Raw genomic sequence first — 18,857 nt, forward strand, 5'->3', positions numbered from 1 at the left:
CCATGACAATAAAGACATGGAGGTGTAGTAAGCGAACCATAACGTTTCACTAATTTATCTCACACACCTCGGTAGGAAATTAAGCTTTGCAGCACCTACTGTCTACGGTACAAATGTTATTCTTTTTAACAACATTATCTATTATAATCAGGGACTTTCAAAAAGTCAACACCGATTTATTTCCAAATTTATTAAGCAGAGAATGAAGCAGTATCAACTTTGATACCAGGGCCCATTGTTGAAGTAACAGCTACGTTCTTCATGTATGTGCCTTTTGCTGCTGCCGGCTTAGCTTTTACCATAGTTTCGAAGATTGTAGTGAAGTTTTCAACTAACTTGCTCTCTTCGAAAGATACTTTACCGATTGGTACGTGGATGTTACCAGCTTTATCAACGCGGTATTCTACTTTACCAGCTTTGATTTCGTTAACTGCTTTTTGAACATCAAATGTTACTGTACCAGTTTTAGGGTTTGGCATTAAACCTTTAGGTCCTAATACACGACCAAGTTTACCAACTTCACCCATCATATCTGGAGTAGCTACGATTACATCGAACTCGAACCAACCTTGTTGGATTTTGTTGATGTAGTCAGCATCGCCAACGTAGTCAGCGCCTGCAGCTTCAGCTTCTTTAGCTTTTTCGCCTTTAGCGAATACTAATACACGTTGAGTTTTACCTGTACCGTTTGGTAGTACTACTGCACCACGAATTTGTTGGTCAGCTTTCTTAGGGTCAACTCCTAAACGGAATGCTACTTCTACAGTTGCATCAAATTTAGTTGTGTTTGTTTTCTTTACTAATTCAATCGCTTCTTGTACTGAATAAGTTTGTGTACGATCTACAAGCTTAGCAGCTTCAACGTACTTTTTACCTTTTTTAGCCATTTTTGTTTCCTCCTTATGTGGTTTTAACGGAATAACCTCCCACTAATAAAGGTTGCGAGCATAGGAAAACTTCCATTTCTCGCAACCTTCTAACACCCAATCAAATGGAATTAGTCTTCAACTACGATTCCCATACTGCGCGCTGTACCTTCTACCATGCGCATTGCAGATTCAACGCTAGCAGCGTTTAAGTCAGGCATTTTAGTTTCAGCAATCTCACGCACTTTGTCACGCTTGACTGTTGCAACTTTATTACGGTTTGGTTCACCAGAACCAGACTCAATACCAGCCGCTTTCTTAAGTAGTACAGCAGCAGGTGGAGTTTTCGTAATAAATGTAAATGAACGGTCTTCAAATACCGTGATTTCAACAGGAATGATAAGACCAGCTTGATCAGCTGTGCGAGCGTTAAACTCCTTACAGAAACCCATGATGTTAACACCGGCTTGACCTAATGCAGGACCAACTGGTGGCGCTGGATTTGCTTTACCTGCAGGAATTTGTAACTTAACAAGTTTAATTACTTTTTTAGCCACGAGACACACCTCCTTAAGTCCGTGATGTGGTAATAGGGCGATGCCCTCCCACTCAATGTTCTTTATATATAAAATAAAGAAATAGTTGTTTTAGTCTCTAGTTTTGAGACATACTGACTTATGAAATATTAACATTAAACTTCATGAATTGCAAGGTCTTACAGATTATATTTTTTCAATTTGTGTAAAGTCTAGCTCTACTGGCGTTTGTCTTCCGAACATATCCACATGAACCTTAACTTTACGTTTATCTGTATCGATTTCTTCAATGGTACCTTCGAAGTTTGCAAACGGACCTTCTTGAACCAATACTGTTTCTTTTAGTTCAAAGTCAAAGTCAGCATGCTTCTCGTCCATGCCCATTTGTTTTAAGATCATTTCTACTTCTTCTGGTAGAAGAGCAGTTGGCTTTGAGCCAGAACCTGCTGAACCTACAAAGCCCGTAACGCCAGGTGTATTACGAACTACATACCATGAATCATCCGTCATGATGATTTCAACTAACACGTACCCTGGAAATACTTTTTTCTTTGTAATCTTTTCTTTGTTGTTCTTAATTTCTCTTTCTTCTTCTTCAGGAACAACAACGCGAAAAATTTTATCTTGCATACCCATTGTTTCTACGCGCTTTTCTAAATTTGTTTTTACTTTATTTTCATATCCAGAATAAGTATGGACTACATACCAATTTTTCTCCATTTCTGAGGACTATACGTCCTTCCCTCCCAGCTCACTATAAAATAAGATGTCCTAATCTATTGCACAGACAACGCACTAGGAAAATAGTTGACTCCTAGCACAATCATTCTTAAAGCAAATTAAAAAACCCGTCTCCGGGCTTTTCTGAAAAAAACATAATTTAGCTTTATTATACCATGATTCAAGTCAATTTATTCAAGGGATTAAACGAATAAGTGACGAAATTCCGTAATCAACTACTACAAAAAAGAGTGTCATAAATACAACTGTAGAAATAACAGTAATTGTATAACGAGTTAGCTCATTTTTTTTAGGCCAACTTACCTTCTTCATCTCACGCCCAACATCACGCAAGAAATTTCCTACACGGTTCATGTTTGTAACCTCCAATAAATTAAAAGGGGTATTAGTCTGTGCAGATTATTGATCTACTTTGTTTCACGATGAATCGTATGTGCGTTACACGTTTTGCAAAACTTCTTCATTTCTAAACGCTCTTCGTTTTGCTGTGTGTTTTTCATAGTCGTATAGTTACGACTAGCGCATTGCACACACGCAAGTACAACTTTTTTACGCATAATGTCAACCACCTATAGAGTGATAATGTCTATAAAAAAGTATCACAGACTTTCTTAGCATGTCAATATGAGGATAGAAGGCTACATTGTGATTTCACGAATCTCGAGGTAGCGCTCTAATTTCCTCTTCACACGCTGAAGTGCATTATCGATGGATTTGACGTGGCGGTTTAACTCTTCTGAAATCTCTTGATAAGATTGACCATCTAAATAAAGAACGAGAACTTTTCGCTCAAGATCACTTAAAAGTTCAGCCATCTTTAATTCAATATCATCAAACTTCTCTCGATTAATGAGCAACTCTTCTGGATTTGCTACTTTTGTCCCCGAAATAACATCCATTAAGGTTCGGTCGGACTCTTCATCATATATTGGCTTGTCCAATGATACATAAGAGTTTAATGGAATATGTTTTTGCCTTGTTGCGGTTTTAATAGCGGTAATAATTTGCCTGGTAATGCAAAGTTCAGCAAAAGCTTTAAACGAAGTTAGCTTATCTTCTCTAAAATCTCTAATTGCCTTATATAACCCTATCATACCTTCTTGTACAATATCTTCACGGTCTGCCCCAATTAAAAAATATGACCGCGCCTTTGCTCGCACAAAGTTTTTGTATTTATGAATCAAATACTCTAATGCGTCAATATCGCCTTTATGCACAAGATCGACAACTGTTTCATCCTCTTGTTGTTCGAAATGAGCATGCAGTTTTCTCCCATAATTATCGCCCATATCGATCCCCCCGACCGCACAGTAGATAGAAATATTATACAGTAGCTAATTCCGTACCGTCAATAACCTCACCGCTGTCCCCGACGCCATTTTTCGAAAATTTCGGCTACTTGATTGGAAAGTTGAATGCGTGCCGCTGGCTTTTGATTTTGAATAGACTTCACATCAAGATTAATATGTTTCTCAATCTGCTCAATTTCGTTGTACAATTCTCGAGCAGAAATTCTGAGCGCACCTTGTCCAAAGATTGCCCACTGCTCCGTGAAATCAGATGTAGCAACATGAATCTGTGTCTTTACATTGTTTAGCTCTTGAGCCAGCTTTTCAATGTACTCATCCGCTGTTTCATTTTCTCTTGTAAATACAACGTCAACCTTATGGTTTTTTGCCTTCTTTTCAATTCCTTCGACCATATGAGCATCGAAGACAATAATGACACGATACCCCATATATGCTTGATACTCTGCCATCTTTTCGATTAACAGATCTCGAGCACCGGCTAAATCATTATCTCTAAGCTTTCTTAGGTCGGGCCACGCACCTATCATGTTATAACCATCCACCAGTAGAATATCCATTCTTATTCACCTAGAGGATGGCGTTTTCGGTAAACCTCATACATGAGAAGACTAGCTGCTACAGATGCATTTAACGATGTAACATGCCCAACCATTGGAAGCTGTACAAGGAAGTCGCATTTTTCACGAATCAAACGACTCATGCCTTTTCCTTCGCTTCCAATAACTAACGTAAGCGGCATACCTCCATCTAAGTTGCGATAATCATCGCTTTCTTTCGCATCTGTTCCAACAATCCATACGCCTCGATCTTTTAATTCATCAATCGTCCTTGATAGGTTTGTTACCCTTGCTACGGGAACATGTTCAATCGCTCCTGTAGAGGCCTTAGCTACAGTGGCCGTTAATCCAACTGAACGGCGCTTTGGAATAATAATACCGTGTGCGCCAACGGCATCGGCTGTTCGCATAATAGAACCTAAATTATGGGGATCTTCAAGCTCATCTAGCAGAAGAAAAAACGGACTTTCATTACGTTTTTCCGCTAAGTTAAATAAATCATCTAACTCTGCATATTGATAAGCAGCAACTTGTGCAGCTACTCCTTGATGAATACCTTCTACCATTTGCTCAATTTTCTTTTTAGGTACAAACTGCACCAATACACCATTACGTTTTGCTAACTGCGTGATTTGCCCCATAGAACCGCCTTGCGATCCTTCGGCAATCCATAGTTTGTTAATGTCGCGCCCAGACTTTAGGGCTTCTAGGACCGGATTACGTCCAATGATAAATTCATGTTCCATGATTCATTCCTCCCTCTCCTTCATCGACGAAAGAGATAGCTTTAGTAATAAGTTCCATCATTCTTTCTTCTTCACCTAAAAGATACAAATAGCCTACGACCGCTTCAAATGCCGTACTGTAGCGATACGTTTGCACATCTGTGTTTTTAGGGACTGTACCGGACTTTGCATTGCGTCCTCGGCGCAGTACACCTTCTTCTTCTTCAGTAAAAAAGTTTTCATTTTTAAAATAATATACGATTTGCGCTTGTGCTTTTGCTGATACGTATTTTTTAGCTTTATTATGAAGCTGGTTAGGGCGCACTGTCCCTAACACCAGCAGGTGGCGGCGAACATGTAAATCAAACACCGCATCACCCATATAAGCAAGAGCTAAGCTATTTAGCTGTTTTACATCTAATTTACTGCTGCTCATAACACTATTATCCTCTTTTCCATCTTGTTCCTTGCGCCGTATCTTCTAAAATAATATTTTTAGCCTTTAATTCATCTCGAATTTGATCTGCTAATTGGAAATTACGATCTTTACGAGCCTGAATACGATCTTGGATCAATTGATCAATTTCTTCGTCTAGAAGTTCAGCTTCTCCAAACGTAATGCCTATTGCAGCACCTAGTTCTTTAAACTCTTTAATAAAGGCTTCAATTACATCTGTAGACGTTGTTTGTTCTAATAAATACAAGTTAGCTTGCTTTGCTAGCTCGAACAGAACAGAAATGGCATTTGCAGTATTAAAATCATCATCCATCTCTTCAACAAACGTTTCGCGAAGCTCTTTTAGCTTTTCGAACCATTCTGAAGCATCTTCTTGAAGATTTGTTGCTGCCTCTAGACGGTGAGTTAAGTTGCCGTAAGCTGTTTGCAGACGCTCAAACCCTTTGCGCGTATTCTCTAAAATTTCTTCGTTATAGTTAATTGGGTGACGATAGTGAACGGATAAAATAAAGAATCGAAGTAGGGACGGATCATGCTTTTTAATAATGTCATGAACTAACACGAAGTTCCCTAGTGATTTAGACATCTTTTCATTATCAATATTGATATATCCGTTATGAAGCCAGTATTTCGCAAACGATTTCCCAGTGAGCGCTTCTGATTGGGCAATTTCATTTTCGTGATGAGGGAAAGCTAAATCCTGACCGCCTGCGTGGATATCAATTGTATCACCTAAATACTTGCGTGCCATCGCAGAGCACTCGATATGCCAGCCTGGTCTTCCTTGACCCCAAGGGCTATCCCATGCGATTTCTCCATCTTTGGTTGCTTTCCAAAGAGTAAAGTCTAATGGATCTTCTTTCTTTTCTCCAACTTCGATACGAGCACCGGATTGCAATTCATCAATAGATTGATGTGATAATTTTCCGTATCCTTCAAACTTACGTGTACGATAGTATACATCACCCTCTGACTCATATGCATATCCTTTTCTCACCAGTTCATCAATGAACTCAATAATGATATCCATATTTTCAGTTACGCGTGGATGCACATCGGCATGCTTGCATCCAAGAGCTGACGTATCTTCAAAGTAAGCATCGATAAAGCGGTTTGCGATCGTTGGAACATCTTCTCCTAACTCTTTTGCTGCCTTAATTAATTTATCATCCACATCTGTGAAGTTTGAGACATACTCTACATCGTAGCCTCTAAATTCTAAATAGCGGCGCACCGTATCAAATACGATTGCAGGACGCGCATTTCCAATATGAATATAGTTATACACGGTCGGTCCGCACACGTACATTTTGACTTTGTTTTCTTCTAGAGGTACAAATGTCTCTTTTTGACGTGTTAACGTGTTATATAGCTTAATTGCCATGGTGAATCTTCCCTTCTTTTAATTCCTTTAATTGATTTTGCAGGTGTAAAATTTCTTTCTCTAGCTGTTTAAAACGCTCTGCATCTGGATCTGGCAAATCTTGATGATTCAAATCTTTTGGAATCCGGACGCCATTTTGAATGACGACTCGGCCAGGGATACCAACAACCGTTGAGTTTTCTGGGACGTCATTTAACACAACTGAGCCCGCTCCAATTTTGGAGTGCGCATGAATCGTAATCGACCCTAGTACTTTAGCACCTGTTGCAATTAAGACATTGTCCTCGATCGTCGGGTGACGCTTTCCTTTTTCTTTCCCTGTTCCTCCGAGTGTTACTCCTTGATATACTGTTACATTATCTCCAATTTCGCACGTTTCCCCAATCACAATTCCCATTCCATGGTCAATAAAAAAGCGGCGGCCAATTTTCGCACCCGGATGGATTTCAATCCCTGTGAAGAATCGGCTAATTTGTGAGATTACACGTGCCAGAAAAAACCACTTTCTTTTAAAAAGCCCGTGAGCGAATCTATGTGCCCAAATAGCATGCAACCCCGAATAGGTTAATATCACTTCAATATAACTTCTTGCTGCAGGATCTTGTTCAAATATGGCTTCAATGTCTTCCTTTAACAACTTTAGCATCATCTCACCCCAATTCCGCTATTCCTCTATCTACTCATTGATTGTATAAAAAAACGCCCCTATGTCAAATGACACAGAGACGTATATACGCGGTTCCACTCTGTTTGGATCAACAAACGATCCCAACTCTTCTCTCATAACGTGAAAGTACCCGCTTTTGCCTACTTACTTTAGCAGCATTCAACAAAAGACTCAAAGGCGCACTTCAACAAGTTTTGTCATAGGTTACTTTCAGCCGGTGATAACCCTCTCTGATATGCAATGAACTTGCCTACTCTTCCTTCTCAACGATATCCATATTTGATTATTCTATCATATGGGCAAAATAGAAATTTGTTAACTATAAATGCTTTCTAGACGAGCTAAAACTGTTTCTTTCCCTAAAAGAGAAATAGCTTTTGGAAGCTCAGGACCGTGTGTTTCGCCTGTTGTTGCTACACGAATTGGCATAAATAGTTTTTTACCTTTTTGACCTGTTGCTTTTTGTACAGCTTTTGTTGCTGCCTTAATTTCATCAGCACTGAATTCTTCTAAGGAAGAAATTTCTTCAGCAAATGCTTTTAACACTTCCGGTACTTGCTCTTCAGCAAGCACTGCTTTTGCTTCTTCACTGTAATCAATTTCTTTCTTAAAGAACATTTCAGTAAGTTCAACAATCTCAGCGCCAAAGCTCATTTGTTCTTGGTATAGAGCGACTAAGTCACGTACCCATTGTTCTGTTTCTGCATCGCGCGTTTCTTCAACTTTTCCAGCTTTCACTAAGTGAGGAACTGATAAAGCTACTACCTCGTCTAAATCCAATTGTTTCATGTATTGGTTGTTCATCCAACGTAATTTGCTTGTATCAAATAGTGCTGGAGATTTTGATAAACGAGCTGGGTCAAAAATTTCAATGAACTGTTCTTTAGAGAAGATTTCTTCTTCTCCCACAGGTGACCAGCCAAGCATTGTAATAAAATTAAACAGTGCTTCCGGCAAGTAGCCTAATTCTTTATATTGCTCAATAAACTGAATGATTGACTCATCACGTTTACTTAGCTTACGGCGATTTTCATTTACGATTAATGTCATATGACCAAATACAGGAGGCGTCCAGCCTAAAGCTTCATACACAAGAATTTGCTTCGGTGTATTAGAAATATGGTCATCTCCGCGTAGAACATGTGTCATCTTCATTAGATAATCATCAATGGCTACAGCGTAGTTATATGTTGGTGTACCGTCTTTTTTCACAATAACGAAATCACCAATGCCTTCAGATTCAAATGATACTTCATCTTTGACTATATCATTCCATTTAATTTCTGTGTTGCTAGGAACACGGAAGCGAATGCTTGGCTCACGGCCTTCTGCTTCTAGTTCAGCACGCTGTTCAGCTGTTAAGTTACGGCACTTACCTGAATAGCGCGGCATTTGACTGTTCGCCTGCTGTTCTTCACGCTCTTTTTCAAGCTCTTCTGACGTACAGTAACAGTGATAAGCTAATCCTTTTTCAAGAAGTTCTTCCGTATATTTTTGATAGATTTCCGTACGTTCAGACTGGCGATAAGGACCGTACTCGCCGCCTACGTCGATACTCTCATCCCATTCAATACCTAACCATTTTAAATAGCGCAGCTGACTTTCTTCTCCGCCTTCGATATTACGCTTTTGATCTGTATCTTCAATACGGATAATAAATTTACCGTTTTGATTTCGTGCAAATAAATAATTAAATAGTGCTGTTCTTGCATTCCCTATATGAAGATGTCCAGTTGGACTCGGGGCATAACGAACTCTTACTTCGCTTGACATAACTAAGATGACCTCCAATTTAATATTACTTATAGTATGTATTTATATGTTTTAGACATGTTCTAATTTTATCACCAAATAGGTATCTGTCAAAGTCAACTGTTTTTATTTTTGATAAACTAAAACGGCTGCTTGGGCGGCAATTCCTTCTTCACGTCCCGTAAAGCCTAACTTTTCTGTTGTTGTTGCCTTGACGTTAATTTGAGAAATGCTTGCTTCTAACAGCTGCGCAATACGCTCTCTCATTGGTTCAATGTAAGGAGCCATTTTAGGTTTTTGCGCGATAATTGTGCAATCTACATTGCTTAATTCATAGCCTTCATCTTTTAGCAGTTTCCATACGTGTTGAAGAAGCTTTGCTGAATCAGCATCTTTAAATTCAGGGTCTGTATCCGGAAAATGCTTTCCGATATCTCCCTTAGCCGCCGCTCCTAATAAGGCATCTGCGATTGTATGCAACAGCACATCTGCATCTGAGTGGCCTAATAATCCTTTTTCATACGGAATTTCTAAACCGCCGATGATTAAAGGTCTTCCTTCTGCAAATTCATGTACGTCGAAACCTTGTCCTACTCGAATGTTCATTTTTCCACTCCTTCAGTCTTGTTTAGCTTTGTTAATATAGCTTCTGCATATAACAAATCTTCTGGTGTTGTTAGTTTTATATTATCGTAATTTCCCTCTACAATCGATACTTTTTGCCCCGCTTTTTCTACTAAGCTTGCATCATCGGTGCCTAAGTATTCATTTGTTTTTGCTTTTTCGTGTGCATCCATTACTACATCAAAAAGAAAAGCCTGCGGCGTTTGAATAGCCCACAAGCTAGAGCGCTCAACTGTTTCAACGACAGTACCCTGTTCCACACGCTTAATTGTGTCTTTTACTGGAACAGCCAGCACAGCAGCCTTATCACTAGCAGCTTTTTCTACTAACTCATGGATTGTGTTTTGTTGAACAAATGGACGAGCACCATCATGAATTAATACCATCTGAGCCTGCTTTAAACTTTTGAGGCCGTTATAAACGCTATGTTGACGTTCATCGCCTCCAACTGTCAATGATTGAACCTTTTGAATTGGATATTCGATTAATAACTCTTCAAAAATCTCCATTTCTTTTTCGTTTACAACTAGTACAATTCCACTGCACCAAGGATCTTGTTCGAATTTTTGCAGCGTATGAATGATAAGCGGAACGTTTTGAATAGTTAAAAATTGTTTGTTCCGCCCCGCTTTCATTCGCTTCCCCTGACCTGCAGCTAACACGATAATTTCATACTTCATAGGTATACTCCCTTTACCTGTTACGTCACAGTGCTTTTTCTAATAACTTGGGTTTCGCAAAAATCATACGGCCTGCTGAGGTTTGGAGTACGCTCGTCACCAGTACATCAATTTGCTTTCCAATATAATTTCTACCTTCTTCTACCACGATCATTGTACCGTCATCAAGATAGGCAATACCTTGATTGTGCTCTTTACCGTCTTTTATAACCAATACGTTCATTTCTTCTCCTGGAAGTACAATTGGCTTGACGGCATTTGCTAAGTCATTGATATTTAAAACGCCAACATTTTGAAGTTCACATACTTTATTTAAATTAAAATCGTTTGTCACGACCAAACCGGAAGTTAGCTTTGCCAATTTAACCAGCTTGCTGTCTACTTCTTGAATGTCTTCGAAATCGCCTTCATAAATTTCTACCTTCATTGCCAGTTCTTTTTGAATACGGTTTAGAATATCTAGACCTCGTCTACCTCTGTTTCGTTTTAGAACATCCGACGAATCAGCAATATGCTGAAGTTCCTCAAGCACAAAGCGCGGAATAACAATCGTTCCGTCTAAAAATCCTGTTTGACAAATATCTGCGATACGGCCGTCAATAATAACGCTCGTATCTAAAATCTTAAGAGACTTTAATGATTCTTCGTTATCTGTTTCTTCTTCTTGTCCTTTTTTCTTCCCAATTCGAGCCGGCATCGAAAACACGCTTACAAGTTCATCACGTTTTTTAAACCCGACTTGAAACCCTAAGTAACCTAAAAGAATACTTAGAAAGATTGGTAAAATGGTACTTACTACTTGAAGTTGAATTCTGCCTAAAAAAGCTCCGACCAAGTAGGCTACAATAAGCCCTAAAATCAATCCTAAGCTCCCAAAAAGCACATCCGTTACAGGCGCCTTCAGTAACGCCTCTTCCACTCGGCGAATTAATTCAACTATATAATCAACAATCCAAAACGTGACAAGGAAAAACAAAATAGCTCCTAGTATTGCATCGACGTAAGGCTTTTCTAGAAATGCTACATCTTGCAGATTTAATAATTGAATAAGTTCAGGTATAAAAAAGACGCCCAATGTACCACCTGTAATAATAAAAAATAACTGTACAAAACGTTTTAACACGCCTTCACCTCCCTTTATCATTATAAACAGTTTACAATGATTGAAACCTGTTATTTAACCAAAAAACAGAATTTGTAAACAAACTGTCACTTTTTTTGTATTTTCACAATATCTTAATGAATCAAACATTTAATGTCAATTAATATCCTATAGCTGGCGGTTTGTAAGATGCTGCTCTTTTAGTCTTTTTAGGCCTTCTCTGATTTTGCGTGCTCGAATTTCACCGATGCCTTCTACCTCATCCAATTCTTCTACCGACGCATCTGCTATCGTTTTTAAATCCCCTAATTCATCAATGAGATTTTCAATAATAATCGATGGAAGTCTTGGAATTTTATGAAGCATTCGATACCCTCTAGGAATAACGCTGTCTTCAAAGCTTGTATACATGGGATATCCCATTAAGCGAAGAAGCGTTTGGTCATCGAGAAGAACATTATTTGACGGCTGCTGCATGCGTTCAATTACTCGGTAAGGGTCAAAGCTGAGGTCATACATATAATCTTTGATTAATAAAGTTGCTTCTTCCTCTAAGTGGGAAAGTAGTTCATTCATTTGGAGACGGATTAGTCTTCCTTCTGTTCCTAACTCGCTAATATAGCTCAAAATTTCATTTTTAATACGCAGAACCATTTCTGTACGATGAAGCGACTGCAGCACATCTGTATGAGTTACTTGCTCTTCAAACTCTAATGCACTGAGACTTGTAATCGATTCGTCTAATACCGCCTTGTACTTTTCAAGTGTTCCAAGCGCTTGATTCGCTTTTGCTAAAATAACGCTAATGTCTTTCAATACATACTGCAGAGACCCTTTGTAAAGCGTAATCACATTTCTTCTTTGTGAAATGGCTATTACCAATACACCTGACTGCTTAGCTACACGCTCTGCTGTACGGTGTCGCATTCCTGTCTGTGAAGAAGGAGTAGAGGGGTCTGGCATGAGCTGAGCATTAGCAAATAATATCTTGCTTCCGCTGTCATTTAAAATAAGCGCTCCATCCATTTTGGCTAACTCGTATAAATGCGCAGGTGTAAATGCACAATTAATCGAAAATCCTCCATCTACCATCTTTTTGACTTGTTCATTGTAGCCCATAACAATTAAGCCGCCCGTCTTTGCCCGCAAGACGTTATCGATACCGTCACGAATAGGGGTTCCTGGTGCTACAAACTGCAGAATTTCTGATATTTGTTTTTGACTAACTGTTGTTTTTTCTCCTTCCACTGCTTATCCTCCTAATGTATATTGCAGAGCCTCCGCTACTGTTGATACCCCAATCACATCAATACCATCTGGGACTTTCCATCCTCCTAAATTTTTCTCTGGGATAATAATTCGTTGGAACCCTAATTTTACCGCTTCTTGAACGCGCTGTTCAATTCTAGATACTCGGCGTACTTCACCTGTTAATCCTACCTCTCCTACAATAACATCCGTAGCGCTAGAAGCAGCATCTCTGAAGCTTGAAGCAATACTAACGGCTACAGCTAAATCAATTGCTGGTTCATCTAATTTCACTCCACCTGCTACTTTTAAATAAGCATCTTGATTCTGCAGCAGCATTCCTACACGCTTTTCTAAGACAGCCATGATAAGCGAAACGCGATTATGATCTACTCCCGTCGCCATTCTTCTAGGGTTTCCAAAGCTCGTTGGACTGATTAGCGCCTGCAGCTCTACTAATACGGGTCTTGTCCCTTCCATTGAAGCGACAACAACCGATCCTGCTGCTCCCTGAGACCGTTCTTCTAGAAAGATTTCAGATGGATTCAATACTTCTTCTAGCCCACTTTCTTTCATTTCAAAAATGCCCATTTCATTTGTGGATCCAAATCGGTTCTTAACTGCTCTTAATATACGATACGTATGATGGCGCTCTCCTTCAAAATAAAGAACCGTATCCACCATATGTTCAAGAAGTCTTGGTCCTGCAATGGCCCCTTCTTTCGTTACATGACCCACAATAAAGATGGCAATTCCATTCGTTTTAGCAACACGCATTAGTTCAGCCGTACACTCTCGCACCTGTGAGACGCTTCCTGGCGCTGATGTGACATCAGCATGGTAAATGGTTTGAATTGAATCAATCACCACAAAATCAGGCTGCATGCTTGAGATGGCCTCTAGTATTAATTCTAAGTTTGTTTCTGCGTGAACATAAAGCTCTTCAGCTTTTACACCTAGCCTGTCCGCTCTTAACTTCGTTTGTTTGGTTGATTCCTCTCCCGAAATATATAGTACTTTATTTTGTTTCATTGCTAACTGCGCGGAGGTTTGCAAAAGTAAAGTAGACTTTCCGATACCCGGATCTCCCCCTATTAAAACGAGTGACCCTCTGACAATACCTCCTCCTAATACACGATTTAACTCTGCAGAAGGTGTGAAAATTCGTGGTTCTGTTGTAGATTCAATCGCTGTAATTGACTGAGGTTTTTGGACTTTAGAAGCAGTAGCTCCGGAAAAAGCTCCTCGGCGTGATGATTTCGTTTCCTCCATTTCTTCTACCATAGAATTCCAGCTTCCGCACCCGGGACATTTCCCCATCCATTTTGCTGATTCATATCCGCAATGCTGACATGCAAATTTTGTTTTTCGTTTCGCCATTATGTTATCAATCTCTCCGTTCATTCAATCGATTTCTATCTCTATTGTACACTATTTCCTAAGCTAAAATAAAAAGGGAGGCATACGTGTTTTTTCGTATGCCTCGTCTTGGTTTGAGTAAATTTAGCTGATGCTGCTTGGAGCGGAGGATTTAACAACAAATTCTCCTTTGTCTACATCTAGCGTCACTTTCTGACCTTTTTGAACAACCCCTTTTAGCAGCTCTTCAGATAAACGGTCTTCAATATGTTTTTGAATTGCTCTACGAAGTGGACGAGCACCGTATTCTGGATCAAAACCTTCCTCTGCAATCTTATCAATTGCCTCTTTTGTTAATTCAAGATCAATTTCTTGCTCTTTTAAGCGTCTTGTTAACTGATCCGCCATTAATTTAACGATTTCAGCTAAGTGAGGTTTCTCTAATGAATGGAAGACGATAATTTCATCGATACGGTTTAGGAACTCAGGACGGAACGCGCGCTTCATTTCCGCCATTACTTTTCCTTTCATATCTTTGTAGTCTTGCCCTTCCGCTTCTACTGTGAACCCTAAGTGCTTGCTTCGTTTTAATGTATCAGCACCTACGTTTGATGTCATAATTAAAATCGTATTACGGAAATCAACTGTACGGCCTTTTGAATCTGTTAAGCGTCCATCTTCTAACACTTGTAATAAAATGTTAAATACATCCGGATGCGCTTTTTCAATTTCGTCTAAAAGAACAACTGAGTAAGGTTTTCTTCTTACTTTTTCCGTTAACTGGCCGCCTTCTTCGTATCCAACATATCCCGGAGGTGAACCTACTAAGCGTGAAGTAGAATGTTTCTCCATGTACTCAGACATATCGATACGAATCATTGCATCTTCATCGCCGAAGATTGACTCCGCTAATGCACGTGCAAGCTCTGTTTTACCAACCCCTGTTGGTCCTAAGAAAATGAATGAACCAATTGGACGTTTTGGATCTTTCAAGCCTGCTCTAGCACGGCGCACAGCTTTTGCAACTGCTTTTACCGCTTCTTCTTGCCCAATTACACGAGAGTGAAGAATCTCTTCCATGTTCAGCAGTCTTTCTGTCTCTTCCTGTGCCAGTTTAGAGACCGGTACACCCGTCCAGCTAGATACCACCATCGCAATATCTTCTACGGTTACAGCTGAGTTTTCTTTACCTTGCTGCTCTTTCCAAATTTTCTTTGTGTCTTCTAATTCTTCGCGTAGGCGTTGCTCTGTATCGCGTAAAGATGCTGCTTTTTCAAATTCTTGACTTTGAACAGACGCATCTTTTTCATTGCGTACTGATTCTAATTTTTGCTCTAATTCCTTTAAATTTGGCGGCGTTGTAAATGAACGTAAACGCACTTTTGAACCAGCTTCATCAATTAAATCGATTGCTTTATCCGGTAAGAAACGATCGGAAATGTAGCGATCTGATAGTTTCACCGCTTGCTCGATTGCCTCATCAGAAATAGATACTCGGTGATGGGCTTCATAACGGTCACGAAGCCCTTTTAAGATTTGAATAGACTCTTCCAACGTTGGTTCATCCACTTGAATTGGCTGGAAGCGACGCTCTAACGCTGCATCTTTTTCAATGTACTTTCTGTATTCATCTAAAGTCGTAGCACCGATACACTGAAGTTCTCCACGAGCAAGAGACGGTTTTAAAATATTAGAAGCATCGATAGCACCTTCTGCACCACCAGCGCCAATTAATGTGTGTAACTCATCGATAAAGAGAATGATATTACCTGCTTGACGAATTTCATCCATTACTTTCTTCAGGCGATCTTCAAATTCTCCGCGGTATTTTGTACCAGCAACGACCGTTCCCATATCCAAAGTCATAACGCGTTTATCGCGTAAAATTTCTGGAACCTCATTGTTGACGATTTGCTGAGCCAAACCTTCAGCGATTGCCGTTTTACCGACACCTGGCTCCCCAATTAATACAGGATTGTTTTTTGTACGTCGGCTTAACACTTCAATAACACGCTGAATTTCTTTCCCACGTCCGATAACAGGGTCTAAGCTTCCTTCGCGCGCTACAACTGTTAAATCGCGTGCTAAGCTGTCTAGCGTAGGTGTATTAGCGTTTGAAGAGCCTCCGCCTTGATGACTTGAAGCAGCTTCATTGCTACCTAATAAATGAAGCACTTGCTGACGAGCTTTATTTAGGCTGACACCTAAATTATTTAAAACGCGTGCTGCAACGCCTTCACCTTCACGAATTAAGCCTAGTAAGATATGTTCTGTTCCTACATAAGAATGACCAAGCTTTCGGGCTTCATCCATTGAAAGTTCAATGACTTTTTTCGCTCGAGGTGTATAATGAATGGTCTGCGTTAATTCTTGGCCTCTGCCAATTAATGCTTCCACTTCTTTTTGAATTTTTTCAGTGCTTAGGCCTAGAGCAGAAAGAGCTTTTGCTGCAATTCCTTCACCTTCACGAACGATACCTAATAAAATATGCTCCGTTCCAATGTTGTTGTGACCTAGGCGTAGTGCTTCTTCCTGTGCTAAAGCTAATACTTTTTGTGCGCGCTCTGTAAATCTACCAAACATCATATAATCGTCACCCTCCACGTTTAATTTGTGTTTTTATTTATAGTGAGACGTTCTCGAATTAAGGTGGCTCTTTTAATGTCACGTTCTTGAGGCTTTAGGGGACCTCCCGAATACTGTTGTAAAAAGCCTGGCTGCGTCATAATGATAAGTTCATTCAATATATTTTGACTCAGTCCTTTTATATACCCTAAATCGATTCCTAATCGAACATCTGATAAACATTGTGAAGCTTCTTTTGACTCAATAATACGGCTATTGGCCAATACTCCATATGAACGATACACTCGATCTTCTAACTCTACATGAGATGTTTTAAACAGCGCGTCTCTTGCAGAGTGCTCTTGTGTAATCAACTGCTGTACGACACTATTTAAATCTGCCACAATATCTTCTTCAGATTTCCCTAAGGTTATCTGATTAGAAATTTGAAAGATATTCCCTAAAGCTTCGCTACCTTCTCCATAAATTCCTCTCACCACTAGGCCAAGCTGGTTAATAGCGGGAATAATACGATGAATTTGACGGGTCATCACTAAAGCCGGCAGATGCATCATCACAGATGCACGTAGCCCAGTACCCACATTTGTGGGACAGCTGGTTAAATACCCTCTATTTTCATCAAACGCATAATCTACGTATTTCTCAATCCAATTATCTACTTTATTCGCTGTGCTTAAAGCTTCAGATAATTGAAGGCCTGGAAATAAACATTGTATGCGTAAATGATCTTCTTCATTAACCATAATACTCAAATCTTCTTTTTCTGATAAAAAACAAGCTCCGTTGTTATCTCCTTCAGCCAAGTTAGGACTGATAAGATGCTTTTCAACCAACACTTGCTTTTGAAGAGGCTGTAATTCGTTCATCTTTAGTAAATGCAAATTCCACTGATTGGTGTTTTCACTTTTTTGAAAAACTTGCTCGAATACTCGAACCACTTCAACTGCGTGTTCTTTAGAAAAGAGAGTTGGAAAAAGATAATGAGTTAAATTTCGAGCCAGCCTGATTCGACTGCTTAGAACAATATCTGAATTCGAAGCTTCTTGACGCATCCAAGAGCTAACAGGCTGGGAAAAGAACAAATCCTGGGACATGAATTACGCTTCCTCCTCTCTCGATTCGTTCATCTTCTTTTCTAGTAACCGAATGTGATCTCGGAGTTCAGCTGCTTTCTCAAACTCCTCTTTTTCGATATACTCTTTTAAGTTCAATCTTAATGCCTGTAATTCCTTTTTTAAATGAAGATTACTTGCAATTCTTGCTGGTATTTTTCCATGATGCAGATAATTACCTCCATGCAGCCTCTTCAGGAAAGGAATAAGAGGTCGCTCAAATGTTTTGTAGCAATCTGCACATCCAAACCTGCCGATTTTAGCAAATTTTTGATATGTCATGCCACAAGTAGGGCAAGAAAGAACCTCCTGACTTTGTTGCTTATAATTTTCAGTTACTGCTGGATCTAGGTTAAGTAGGCCAGCTAGTAAGTTATTGATTGAAAAACCTTGCTGATTTGAAAAAGAAAATGCATCTCCATTTTCTGAAGCGCATTGTTCACATACATGCATCTCCGTCTTTTCACCATTAATGATTTTTGTGAAGTGAAGAGTTGCAGGTCTCGTTTCACATTGCTGACAAATCATCCTGTCATCACTCCCTGTTCTAAATAAAATAGATCATGAGCTTATCGGTAGCGTAATGAATTAAGCATTGCTTTTAAAAGATTAGCCCTTAGCTCATCACGATAAGGAAGTTCAATATTAATAACTGAACGATTGATAACACTCAACATAATTTTTGCTTCTCGTTCTGTGATGACTTTTTCTTCAACTAACCTAATAATGACGTTTTCAGCACTTACTTGTGAAATTTCATTTTGAATCATCTCAATTACTTGCTGAAACAAATCCGCTGCATCATGCATTTTTACTTTTGCAATACGAATAAAGCCGCCGCCGCCTCGCTTACTTTCTACAAGATAACCTCTCTCAACTGTAAAACGGGTATTGATAACGTAATTAATTTGCGACGGAACGCATTGAAATTTATCAGCAATCTCACTGCGCCTTATTTCAACAATTTCTCTTTCACTTAATTCAAGTACTTGTTTTAAATACTGTTCGATAATGTCAGAGATATTTGGCACGCTGCCCCCTCCTTCTGACTTTGACTATATTTGACCTTAATTTAAATATAAAAGGAAACGAAAAAATTTTCAACTATGTACTATTAAAGTTTATTCTTTACTTTTATCGTTGCCACTAAA

The 18,857-nt window shown here is 39.3% G+C and carries 21 protein-coding genes and 2 other annotated features (1 of these 23 only partly in view); all 21 genes read right to left on the reverse strand.

Annotated elements, in window-relative coordinates; translation table 11 throughout:
- Positions 1–126: a sequence feature (ribosomal protein L10 leader region), on the reverse strand (it extends 18 nt beyond the left edge of the window).
- Between the two features lie 65 nt (positions 127–191).
- The 21 genes from rplA to ACFX4W_RS30390 all read right to left on the reverse strand — a co-directional run bounded on the left by rplA (position 192) and on the right by ACFX4W_RS30390 (position 18,737).
- A complete protein-coding gene (gene rplA / locus ACFX4W_RS30290; protein ID WP_013054915.1) occupies positions 192–887 on the reverse strand; it encodes a 50S ribosomal protein L1 in 696 nt (231 codons plus the stop codon).
- A gap of 110 nt (positions 888–997) precedes the next feature.
- Positions 998–1,423 carry a 50S ribosomal protein L11 gene (gene rplK, locus ACFX4W_RS30295; RefSeq protein WP_013054914.1) on the reverse strand — a complete coding sequence of 142 codons (426 nt, stop codon included), beginning with the start codon at positions 1,421–1,423 and terminating at the stop codon, positions 998–1,000.
- Between the two features lie 165 nt (positions 1,424–1,588).
- On the reverse strand, positions 1,589–2,122 hold the full coding sequence (nusG, locus tag ACFX4W_RS30300) for a transcription termination/antitermination protein NusG (protein WP_013054913.1): 534 nt from the start codon (positions 2,120–2,122) through the stop codon (positions 1,589–1,591).
- 195 nt (positions 2,123–2,317) lie between these two features.
- Complete coding sequence (gene secE / locus ACFX4W_RS30305; RefSeq protein WP_013054912.1) at positions 2,318–2,497, reverse strand: preprotein translocase subunit SecE; 180 nt, start codon at positions 2,495–2,497, stop codon at positions 2,318–2,320.
- 53 nt (positions 2,498–2,550) lie between these two features.
- A complete protein-coding gene (gene rpmG, locus ACFX4W_RS30310) occupies positions 2,551–2,700 on the reverse strand; it encodes a 50S ribosomal protein L33 (RefSeq protein ID WP_013081365.1) in 150 nt (49 codons plus the stop codon).
- An 81-nt stretch (positions 2,701–2,781) separates the two neighbouring features.
- Positions 2,782–3,432: an RNA polymerase sporulation sigma factor SigH gene (sigH, locus tag ACFX4W_RS30315; protein WP_013054910.1), complete on the reverse strand. Its 651-nt coding sequence runs from the start codon at positions 3,430–3,432 to the stop codon at positions 2,782–2,784.
- A 68-nt stretch (positions 3,433–3,500) separates the two neighbouring features.
- Complete coding sequence (locus tag ACFX4W_RS30320; RefSeq protein ID WP_013081364.1) at positions 3,501–4,010, reverse strand: NYN domain-containing protein; 510 nt, start codon at positions 4,008–4,010, stop codon at positions 3,501–3,503.
- Positions 4,011–4,012: 2 nt separating this feature from the next.
- A complete protein-coding gene (gene rlmB / locus ACFX4W_RS30325; protein ID WP_043982715.1) occupies positions 4,013–4,756 on the reverse strand; it encodes a 23S rRNA (guanosine(2251)-2'-O)-methyltransferase RlmB in 744 nt (247 codons plus the stop codon).
- Positions 4,746–5,171 (reverse strand): Mini-ribonuclease 3, encoded by a 426-nt coding sequence (locus ACFX4W_RS30330; protein WP_013054907.1) that lies wholly within the window; start codon positions 5,169–5,171, stop codon positions 4,746–4,748. Before ACFX4W_RS30330 ends, rlmB begins: the two co-directional genes overlap by 11 nt.
- Positions 5,172–5,178: 7 nt before the next feature.
- Positions 5,179–6,576 carry a cysteine--tRNA ligase gene (gene cysS, locus ACFX4W_RS30335; RefSeq protein ID WP_043982717.1) on the reverse strand — a complete coding sequence of 466 codons (1,398 nt, stop codon included), beginning with the start codon at positions 6,574–6,576 and terminating at the stop codon, positions 5,179–5,181.
- A complete protein-coding gene (cysE, locus tag ACFX4W_RS30340; RefSeq protein WP_025753192.1) occupies positions 6,566–7,222 on the reverse strand; it encodes a serine O-acetyltransferase in 657 nt (218 codons plus the stop codon). The genes cysS and cysE overlap by 11 nt, the downstream gene beginning before the upstream one ends.
- Positions 7,223–7,294: 72 nt before the next feature.
- Positions 7,295–7,519, reverse strand: a binding site (T-box leader).
- A gap of 39 nt (positions 7,520–7,558) precedes the next feature.
- A complete protein-coding gene (gltX, locus tag ACFX4W_RS30345) occupies positions 7,559–9,016 on the reverse strand; it encodes a glutamate--tRNA ligase (RefSeq protein ID WP_028412658.1) in 1,458 nt (485 codons plus the stop codon).
- 105 nt (positions 9,017–9,121) lie between these two features.
- Positions 9,122–9,601 (reverse strand): 2-C-methyl-D-erythritol 2,4-cyclodiphosphate synthase, encoded by a 480-nt coding sequence (ispF, locus tag ACFX4W_RS30350; protein ID WP_013054903.1) that lies wholly within the window; start codon positions 9,599–9,601, stop codon positions 9,122–9,124.
- Complete coding sequence (gene ispD / locus ACFX4W_RS30355; protein ID WP_043982719.1) at positions 9,598–10,299, reverse strand: 2-C-methyl-D-erythritol 4-phosphate cytidylyltransferase; 702 nt, start codon at positions 10,297–10,299, stop codon at positions 9,598–9,600. The genes ispF and ispD overlap by 4 nt, the downstream gene beginning before the upstream one ends.
- Positions 10,300–10,324: 25 nt before the next feature.
- A complete protein-coding gene (locus ACFX4W_RS30360; protein ID WP_013054901.1) occupies positions 10,325–11,422 on the reverse strand; it encodes a PIN/TRAM domain-containing protein in 1,098 nt (365 codons plus the stop codon).
- Between the two features lie 147 nt (positions 11,423–11,569).
- The gene (gene disA, locus ACFX4W_RS30365; RefSeq protein ID WP_013054900.1) at positions 11,570–12,649 is read right to left on the reverse strand and encodes a DNA integrity scanning diadenylate cyclase DisA; all 1,080 of its coding nucleotides are present in this window, start codon (positions 12,647–12,649) and stop codon (positions 11,570–11,572) included.
- 3 nt (positions 12,650–12,652) lie between these two features.
- Positions 12,653–14,029, reverse strand: coding sequence for a DNA repair protein RadA (gene radA, locus ACFX4W_RS30370; protein ID WP_013054899.1), 1,377 nt, complete (start codon positions 14,027–14,029; stop codon positions 12,653–12,655).
- A 123-nt stretch (positions 14,030–14,152) separates the two neighbouring features.
- Positions 14,153–16,594, reverse strand: coding sequence for an ATP-dependent protease ATP-binding subunit ClpC (clpC, locus tag ACFX4W_RS30375; RefSeq protein WP_043982721.1), 2,442 nt, complete (start codon positions 16,592–16,594; stop codon positions 14,153–14,155).
- A 20-nt stretch (positions 16,595–16,614) separates the two neighbouring features.
- A complete protein-coding gene (gene mcsB / locus ACFX4W_RS30380) occupies positions 16,615–17,688 on the reverse strand; it encodes a protein-arginine kinase McsB (RefSeq protein ID WP_043982723.1) in 1,074 nt (357 codons plus the stop codon).
- A gap of 3 nt (positions 17,689–17,691) precedes the next feature.
- Positions 17,692–18,234 (reverse strand): protein-arginine kinase activator protein McsA, encoded by a 543-nt coding sequence (gene mcsA / locus ACFX4W_RS30385; protein WP_025753183.1) that lies wholly within the window; start codon positions 18,232–18,234, stop codon positions 17,692–17,694.
- Positions 18,235–18,275: 41 nt separating this feature from the next.
- The gene (locus tag ACFX4W_RS30390) at positions 18,276–18,737 is read right to left on the reverse strand and encodes a CtsR family transcriptional regulator (protein ID WP_013054895.1); all 462 of its coding nucleotides are present in this window, start codon (positions 18,735–18,737) and stop codon (positions 18,276–18,278) included.
- Between the last annotated feature and the right edge of the window lie 120 nt (positions 18,738–18,857).

The sequence above is a fragment of the Priestia sp. YIM B13489 genome, assembly GCF_042787645.1.
Classification (GTDB): Bacteria; Bacillota; Bacilli; order Bacillales; family Bacillaceae_H; genus Priestia; species Priestia megaterium.